At 76.8% G+C, this 6885-nt stretch carries 6 protein-coding genes and 1 pseudogene; 4 read left to right on the top strand and 3 right to left on the bottom strand.

The window, feature by feature from the left end; genetic code table 11:
• From thiE to CBZ_RS12900, 3 genes are all read left to right on the top strand, one after another.
• Window positions 1-846, top strand: an 846-nt coding sequence (gene thiE, locus CBZ_RS12910) for a thiamine phosphate synthase (protein WP_307720759.1), incomplete at its 5' end; no start/stop codon positions are given.
• The gene (thiD, locus tag CBZ_RS12905; RefSeq protein WP_130781935.1) at window positions 843-2387 is read left to right on the top strand and encodes a bifunctional hydroxymethylpyrimidine kinase/phosphomethylpyrimidine kinase; all 1545 of its coding nucleotides are present in this window, start codon (window positions 843-845) and stop codon (window positions 2385-2387) included. The genes thiE and thiD, both read left to right, overlap by 4 nt.
• Window positions 2388-2443: 56 nt before the next feature.
• Entirely contained in the window at window positions 2444-3268 is an 825-nt protein-coding gene (locus CBZ_RS12900; protein WP_174768673.1) for a class I SAM-dependent methyltransferase, read from the top strand.
• 90 nt (window positions 3269-3358) lie between these two features.
• Here the strand turns inward: CBZ_RS12900 and CBZ_RS12895 are convergent, their stop codons facing one another.
• From CBZ_RS12895 to CBZ_RS12885, 3 genes are all read right to left on the bottom strand, one after another.
• Window positions 3359-4669 carry a TrpB-like pyridoxal phosphate-dependent enzyme gene (locus CBZ_RS12895; protein ID WP_130781933.1) on the bottom strand — a complete coding sequence of 437 codons (1311 nt, stop codon included), beginning with the start codon at window positions 4667-4669 and terminating at the stop codon, window positions 3359-3361.
• A gap of 79 nt (window positions 4670-4748) precedes the next feature.
• On the bottom strand, window positions 4749-5543 hold the full coding sequence (locus tag CBZ_RS12890) for a DsbA family oxidoreductase (RefSeq protein WP_246013350.1): 795 nt from the start codon (window positions 5541-5543) through the stop codon (window positions 4749-4751).
• Complete coding sequence (locus CBZ_RS12885) at window positions 5540-6523, bottom strand: quinone oxidoreductase family protein (protein WP_130781932.1); 984 nt, start codon at window positions 6521-6523, stop codon at window positions 5540-5542. The genes CBZ_RS12890 and CBZ_RS12885 overlap by 4 nt, the downstream gene beginning before the upstream one ends.
• 82 nt (window positions 6524-6605) lie before the next feature.
• Between CBZ_RS12885 and CBZ_RS12880 the strand changes: the two are divergent.
• A pseudogene (locus tag CBZ_RS12880) lies at window positions 6606-6885 on the top strand (N-acetyl-gamma-glutamyl-phosphate reductase); the annotation flags it as partial.

Genomic DNA, 6885 nt, shown 5'->3' with positions numbered 1-6885 from the left:
GCTCCGGTCCGCGCCTCCGGGGTGGGCGGTGCGGCCCGGCTGCCCGGCGGCGCCTACCTCGTGCTCGACGCCGACGCCTGCGCCGCCGCCGCTCGGCGCCCGGCCGACGTGGCCGCCGCCGCCGTCGGGGCGGGTGTCCGTGTCCTGCAGGTCCGCGCCAAGCGCGCGCCCGTGCGCGACCTGGTCGCCCTCACGGTCGACGTCTGCCGGGCGGTCGACGGCACGGACGCCGTCGTGCTCGTCGACGACCGGGTCGACGTCGTGCTCGCGGCCCGCGCCCGCGGCGCGCGTGTGCACGGGGTGCACGTCGGGCAGTCCGACCTGCACGTCGCGGACGTGCGGCGCGTGCTCGGCGCGGACGCGGTGGTCGGCGTCTCGGCGGCGTCGGCCGAGCACCTCGCGCTCGTCGACGCGTCGCTCGTCGACTACGTCGGCAGCGGCCCCGTGCGGGGCACCTCGACCAAGCCCGACGCCGGGCCGCCCCTCGGCCTCGCGGGCCTGCGGGCCGCGGTGGCGGCCACCCGGCTGCCGGTCGTCGCGATCGGCGGGCTCGGCGTGGGCGACGCGGCCGCGGTCCGTGCGACGGGGGCGCACGGCATCGCGGTCGTCTCGGCCGTGTGCGCGGCGGCGGACCCGGCGTCGGCCGCGGCACGGCTCGTCGCGGCGTGGGCCGACGCGGCCGGTGCGGGGAGTGAGGCAGCGGTCGACCCGGTGGAAGGCGCGGCGGGAGCCGCGCTGGGGGGTCCGGCGGGACGCTCGTCGGGCGCCCCGGCGGCCGACGGCACGCCGTCCGTGGTGGCCGCGGCGGGGACGGCCGACGTCCGGTCTGTCGAGGTGGCCCGGTGAGCGTCGACGGCGCGGTCGCGCACCCGTCCCGCCCCCGGGTGCTGTCGATCGCCGGCACGGACCCGACGGGCGGGGCCGGCGTGCAGGCCGACCTCAAGTCCTTCGCGGCGCACGGCGCCTACGGGATGGCGGTCGTCACGGCCCTCGTCGCGCAGAACACCCGCGGCGTCCGGTCGACCCTCGTGCCGGACGTCGCGTTCCTGCGGGCCCAGCTCGACACGGTCTCGGACGACGTCACGGTCGACGCGGTGAAGATCGGCATGCTCGCCACGGCCGAGGTCGCGGCGGCCGTCGGCGCGTGGCTGACCGCGCACCGTCCGCCGTTCGTCGTGCTCGACCCCGTCATGGTCGCGACGAGTGGGGACCGGCTGCTGGACGACGACGCCGTGGCGGCCGTCCGCGCGCTGGTCGCGCTGTGCGACGTGGTGACGCCGAACCTGCCCGAGCTCGCGGTGCTCGCGGACGAGCCGGTCGCGACGACGTGGCCGGACGCGGTCGCGCAGGCCGGACGGCTCGCGCGCCGCACGGGTGTGACGGTGCTGGTCAAGGGCGGGCACCTGCATGCCGCCGGGTCCGGCCCGACCGCCGTGGGGAGCCCCGACGCGCTCGTCGACGCGACGTCCGTCATCGACCTGCCCGGGGAACGCGTCGCGACGACCAGCACGCACGGCACGGGCTGCTCGCTGTCGGCGGCCCTCGCCGCGCTGCGCCCGGCCCGTCCCGACTGGGCGAGCGCCGCCCGTGAGGCGAAGGCGTGGCTCGCCGGGGCGATCGCCGCGGGTGCCGCGCTGCGCGTCGGCGGCGGGCACGGGCCTGTCGACCACTTCCACCATGCCCCCGGGCTCGGCGCGCGGGCGTTCAGCGACGAGGTCGCGGGCGCGCTCGCGGACGCGACCCGCGACTCGCTCGCGGTGCCGTTCGTGCGGCGGCTCGCCGACGGGTCGCTGCCGTACGACGCGTTCGCGACGCAGCTGCACCAGGACGCGCTGTACCTCGTGGAGTACTCGCGCGTGCTGGCGCGGGCCGCGCAGCTCGCTCCGGGGGGTGTGGCGCAGGAGTTCTTCGCGCGTGGCGCGCACGCGTGCCTCGCGGTCGAGCGGAGCCTGCACGAGTCGTACCTCGCCCGGGCGCACGTGCGTCCGACGGGTCCGGCGTCGCCCGTGACGCGCGCGTACGTCGACCACCTGGCCGCGGTCGCGGCGCACGGGTCGTACGCGGAGGTCGTCGCCGCCGTGCTGCCCTGCTACCAGGTGTACGCGCAGGTCGGGGTGGCGCTGCTGGCCCTTGCGGCGGACGTCGAGGGGCACCCGTACCGCGACTGGGTCGCGACGTACGGCACGGCACCGTTCACCGACCACGCGGCGCTGGCAGGCCGCCTGGCCGACGACGCGGCACGGTACGTCGACCCGTCGACACGGGCACGGATGGTCGCGGCGTTCGCGACGTCGTGCCGGCACGAGGTCGCGTTCTTCGGACAGGTGCCGCTCGACGCGGCGGCCCCGTCGCTGCCGGGTGCTCGCGTGCCGGTCGGCGCGCGCTGACCGCGTGCCGCGGAATGCGGTCGACCGCGCGGGCCGCCGTCGGGAAGGGTGTGCCGATGGAGATCCCGTCGGACGTGCAGCGGTACTACGCGATCGGCCGCGAGCGCAGCCGCCTGGACCGGGGCGCCGGCCGCCTGGAGGCGTTGCGCACCACCGAGCTCCTCGACCGCTGGCTCCCGCCCGCGCCGGCGGTCGTGCTCGACGTCGGGGGAGCGGCGGGCCGGTACGCGCTGCCGCTCGCCGGGGCGGGGTACGACGTGCACCTGCTCGACCCCGTCCCGCTGCACGTCGAGCAGGCGCGTGAGGCGTCGGCGACGGCGGCGCGTCCGCTCGCGTCGGTCCGCACCGGCGACGCGCGTGCGCTCCCGTTCGACGACGCGTGCGCGGACGCCGTCCTGCTGCTCGGTCCGCTGTACCACCTGTCGTCGCGCGTCGACCGGGTGCAGGCGCTGGCGGAGGCCCGCCGCGTGCTGCGCCCCGGGGGCCTGGTCGTCGCCGCGGTCATCAGCAGGTTCGCGTCGACCGCGGACGGCGTGGCGGGCGGCCTGCTGGCGGACGAGCGCTTCGCGGCGGTGGTCGAGAGGGACGTCGCGACGGGCGAGCACCGCAACGACGACGCCGTCCCGGGCTGGTTCGCGACGGCGTACTTCCACCGGCCGGAGGACGTCGTCGCGGAGGTCCGGGACGCGGGACTCGTGCCGGACGGCCCGGTCGCCGTCGAGGGGCTCGGCGGGTTCGCCGCGGACGTCGACGCACTGCTGGACGACCCCGCGACCCGCGACCGCGTGCTCACGGCGCTGCGCCGGGTCGAGCGCGAGCCATCGCTGCTCGGCGCGAGCTCGCACCTGCTGGTCGCCGGCACCCGCCCCGCCGACGGGTGAGCGCCTCGGTCGGGACCCCGTGGACCGGGTCCCGACCGAGGCGTTCCCGCTACGTCAGACGTACGAGGTGCGTCAGACGTACGGGGTGCGTCAGACGTACTGGTGGTACGCGGGCAGGTCGAGGATCCCGTTGCCGGACAGCCCGATGACGATCGTCTCCGGGCCGGTCGCGGCACGCGCGTGCGCGAGGGCCCCGGCGACGGCGTGCGTCGACTCGGGTGCGGGGATGATCCCCTCGGCGCGCGCGAACTCGACCCCGGCGGCGAACGCGGCGTCCTGGTCGACGGCGATCGCCTCCATGAGCCCGAGCTCGTAGGCGTGCGACACCATCGGCGCCATGCCGTGGTAGCGCAGCCCGCCCGCGTGGATGGGCGGCGGCACGAAGTCCTTGCCGAGCGTGTGCATCTTGAGCAGGGGCGTGAGCCCGGCGACGTCGCCGAAGTCGTACCGGTACTCGCCCTGCGTCATCGACGGGCACGCCGCGGGCTCGCACGCGACGACGCGGGTCGTCGTGCCGTCGCGCAGGTTGCGACCGAGGAACGGGAACGCCAGCCCGCCGACGTTCGACCCGCCGCCCGCGCACCCGAAGACGACGTCGGCGCTCTCGCCGATCTCGTCGAGCTGCGCGAGGGCCTCCTGCCCGATGACCGACTGGTGCAGCAGCACGTGGTTGAGGACGCTGCCGAGCGCGTAGTGCGCCTGCGGGTCGGTCGCGGCGGCCTCGACGGCCTCGCTGATCGCCATGCCGAGCGAGCCGGTCGTGTCGGGGTCGGCCTCGAGCATCGCCCGTCCGGCGGCGGTGAGGTCGGACGGCGACGGGTGGCACACGCCGCCGTACGTCTCCATCTGCATCCGCCGGTAGGGCTTGGCGTCGAACGACGCGCGGACCTGCCACACCTCGCACTGCAGGCCGAGCAGCGCGCACGCCATCGACAGCGACGCGCCCCACTGGCCGGCGCCCGTCTCGGTGGTGAGCTTGGTGATGCCCTCGACCGCGTTGTAGTACGCCTGCGCGACGGCCGTGTTCGGCTTGTGCGACCCGACCGGGCTGACGCCCTCGTACTTGTAGTAGATCCGCGCCGGTGTGCCGAGCGCACGCTCGAGCCGGACGGCCCGCACGAGCGGCGACGGCCGCCACAGCGCGTAGATCTCGCGCACGGTCTGCGGGATCTCGACCCAGCGCTCGGTGCTCACCTCCTGCCCGATGAGGGCGAGGGGGAACAGCGGCGCGAGGTCGTCGGGCGTGAGCGGCTCCCGCGTGCCGGGGTGCAGCGCGGGCGGGCACGGCTCGGGGAGGTCGGCCGCGAGGTTGTACCAGTGCGTCGGCACGGCGGACGGGACGGTGACGCCGAGGGGCTCGGTCCGGGGGGCGGGGCGCACGTCGTCGGGCGTAGTGGTCATGGTGGCGACCCTAGGCCCGACGTCGTCGCCCGCGTGCCGGATCGGGGCGCCGGTCGCGTGAGGGGGTGGTGGCGGTGCGCTACAGGGCGCAGGCGTCGTCCGCGCACCCCTGCGCGTCGGTCGCGCCCGGCAGCACGGTGAGCGGGTTGGCCTCGCGCCACCCGGCCTCGAGGAGCTGCGCGAAGACCTCCGCCGGCTGCGCGCCGGACACCGCGATGCGGCGGTCGACGACGAAGAACGGCACGCCGGTGACGCCGAGCAGCCGTGCCTGCGCCTCGTCGGCCCGGACGGCGTCGGCGGCCCGGTCGCCCGCGAGCACGGCCCGCACGGCGTCGTCGTCCAGCCCCGCGGCGCCGAAGCCCGCGTCGGCGGCGAGGGCGACGAGCGTCTCGGGGTCGCCGAGGTCGCGGCCGTGCTCGAAGTGCGCGGAGAACAGCGTCTCGACGAGCGCGTCGGCGAGCGGCGCGCCCCCCGTCTCCGCGGCGACGTGCACGAGCCGGTGCGCGTCGAACGTGTTGAACGCGAGCGCCCGGTCGAAGTCGTACGCGAGGCCCTCACCCGCGGCCACGGCGGTGACCTGCGCGAACATCTGCCGCACGCGGTCGGCGGGCAGCCCCTTGTGCTCGACGAGCGCGTCGACCTCGGGACGACCGGGACCGGTCGGGGTGTCGGGGGAGAGCTCGTAGGACCGCCACGTCACGCGGACGTGCTCGCGGTGCGGGAACGCGGCGAGCGCGGTCGCGAACCGGCGCTTGCCGATGAAGCACCACGGGCAGGCGATGTCGGACCAGACCTCGACGTGCAGCGTGCGCGGCCGGGTGCCGGCCGTCACGTCGAGGGGGGTGAGCGTGCGGTCGGCGGGGGTGGTGGTCACGGGAGGAGCAGGACCTTTCCGGTCGTGGAGCGCGACTCGAGCGCGCGGTGGGCGTCGGCCGCGTCGGCCAGGGGGAACGTGGCGCCGACGCGCACGTCGAGCGTGCCGGCGCGGACGGCGTCGAACAGCTCGCCGGCGCGCCAGGTGAGCTCGTCGCGCGTCGCCGTGTGGTCGCCGAGCGTCGGGCGGGTGAGGAAGAGCGAGCCGCCGGCGTTGAGCCGCTGCGGGTCGACCGGCGGGACGGGGCCGGACGAGGCGCCGAAGAGCACGAGCGTGCCGCGCCGCGCGAGGGAGGCGAGCGACGCGTCGAAGGTGTCCTTGCCGACGGAGTCGTACACGGCGTGCACGCCGCGGCCGTCGGTGAGGTCGCGCACGAGCGCGGGGAGCTCGGCGGTGAGGTCGTCGAGCTCGCGGTAGCGGACGACGTCGGCGGCCCCGGCGGCGCGGGCGAGCCGCTCCTTCTCGGCGCTGCCCACGGTCGCGACGACGCGTGCCCCGCGCTGCGCGGCGAGCTGCGTGAGGAGCAGACCGACCCCGCCGGCGGCGGCGTGCACGAGGACGTCGTGCCCGGCGGCGACGGGGAAGGTCGAGGTGACGAGGTAGTGCGCGGTGAGCCCCTGCAGGGGGAGGGCGGCGGCGGTGCGGTCGTCGACTCCGTCGGGCACGACGAGCACGTCGCGCGCGGCGACGAGCGCGAGCTCGGCGTACGCGCCGGGCGACGACGCCCACGCGACCCGGTCGCCCACGGCGACCTCGGTGACGTCCGCCCCGACCGCGACGACCTCGCCCGAGCCCTCGGACCCGACGACGTGCGGGAAGGGGACGGTGTAGAGGCCGCTGCGGCGGTAGGTGTCGATGAAGTTCACGCCCGCGGCGGCGACGCGCACGAGCACCTGGCCGGGGCCGGGCTCGGGGTCGGGCAGCTCACGGACGTCGAGGACGTCGGGACCGCCGGGGGCGGTGGCAACGATGGCGCGCACGGTTGTCCGCAACGCGGCCCGCCCTGCGTGTCATCCCGAAAGGCGTGCGTATCTTCGTGCATGACCGTGTATGTTCATGCACATGACGTTCAGCGTGGCGGTCGCCGGGGCCAGCGGGTACGCCGGGGGCGAGATGCTCCGGGTGCTGCTCGGCCACCCCGAGGCCCGCATCGGCGCCCTCACCGCCCACTCCAACGCCGGCTCGACCCTCGGCGGCCTGCACCCGCACCTGCGCACCCTCGCCGACCGCGTCCTGCAGCCCACCGGTGTCGAGGCGCTCGCGGGCCACGACGTCGTCGTGCTCGCGCTGCCGCACGGCGCGAGCGGCGCAGTCGCCGCCGAGCTGGCCGAGCGGGGCGACG

The sequence above is a fragment of the Cellulomonas biazotea genome (assembly GCF_004306155.1).
GTDB lineage: Bacteria > Actinomycetota > Actinomycetes > Actinomycetales > Cellulomonadaceae > Cellulomonas > Cellulomonas biazotea.
The sequence above is the reverse complement of the archived record's forward strand: the minus strand, read 5'-3'. Positions and strand labels throughout refer to the sequence as shown.